We start from the raw sequence: 1,546 nt of genomic DNA on the forward strand, positions 1-1,546 counted from the left end.
TTCAAGGCTAGAAGGTTTGTTTGCTCTGTTATAGAATTTATCGTGTTAACGATCTTGCCGATGTTTTCAGATCTTTCTATTAGGGCTTTTACCACATTCTGCGTTTTTTTGGATTTATCTACAGCCTCTTTTATCGTTTTATCTATCGATTTTATAGACTCAAGTCCTTCGTTAGCAGCGTTTTCTGTTTCTGAAGCAGCAGTGTTGAGCTCTTGAGCTGATTTAGAAACATTTTGAGCGGCTGCAGATATTTCCTGAATGCCTGAGGTAACCTCTTCAACGGAGGCGGAAGTATCTTCAGCGTTTTCACTGATTTCAGCAGCCTTTTCTGAAAGAGTTTCTGCAGATTGAGAACTATTTTTAGAAATGTTGAGTAATTCCATAGCAGAACTATCGATCTTTAAAGAGTCTTCTCTTATTGAGTTTATAGAATTTTTCCAGGCATCTATAGCTTGATTTAAAGAATCTGCCATTTGTCCAATTTCGTCTTTAGAGTTTATTTCTACGGAAGTTGATAAATTACCTTCTCCTACCTCTGAAAGATACGTCTTCAGTTTATTCATCGGTTTTATAATGTAGAAAATAACAAATAAAATACCTACTATTACGGCAACTACGGCTATTATTATGAAGAGTATAAGAGTGAACATCGTGGTAGATCTTACTTCACTGAATAAATTTTTAGTATCCGCTTGAGTAATAACCGTCCAATTCGGATCGCTAATTTTATTATAAGTTGTAAAAACTGATCCGTTTTGAACATACATGGAACCACTTCTTTGAGTTAAATTTTTAAAGTATTCTTCTTGTGAAATGTCTTGACCAATTGTATCACTTTCAGGATGAAAGATAACCTGACCTTTTTGGTTTATTACATAAATAGTTTCTCCAGTTCCTAACTCATTACCAATAATTTCATAAATCCTGGACATAGATAGTACTATTGACACAACTCCGACTATTTCATTTTTATCGTTTTTTATAGCCTTTGAAAGGGTAACTATGGTATCACCTGTTACTGCATGCACAAAAGGATCTGATACTACTACTTCTTGTGGCTTTTGAAGGGCATCTTTGTACCATGGCCTTACTCTTGGATCATAATCACTTGCTTTTTGGTTTTCCATTTCTACTGGTCTTACAAAAGCATCACCATTTTTTGAACCTACCCAAATTTCTGTGAATTCAGGATATTCATCAATTAAATTTTGGAGCTTTTGATACATTCTATCTCTTTCTTCTTGCGATTGTTCGAGCAAATTGATGACATCGGGATCACTAGCGATTGAAGAAGTTACTTTTTTGAGATCATTCATGTACTGATCAATAAAATTGGCTGTTTGGGAATTGTTAACTTCGATTAATTGAGAAGTGTCTTCTTTTAATATGTTACTATAATTTAATGAAGAATATGTGATAAAAAACGCCATAGGTACAACCGAAACCAAGATGATTAAGACTGCCATTTTCCACTTGAGAGTCATATTATTTCCCCCTGCATTTATTTTTTTATGTTGCCTTTAGAATTTTATAGCGCCCTTTCACC

General features: G+C 34.3%; 1 protein-coding gene. It reads right to left on the minus strand.

What is annotated here, in order from left to right:
• A partial coding sequence (locus AA81_RS13070) for a methyl-accepting chemotaxis protein (RefSeq protein WP_146050403.1) occupies positions 1-1,484 on the minus strand: 1,484 nt, incomplete at its 3' end.
• Positions 1,485-1,546 lie beyond the last annotated feature (62 nt).

Source organism: Petrotoga halophila DSM 16923, assembly GCF_002924615.1.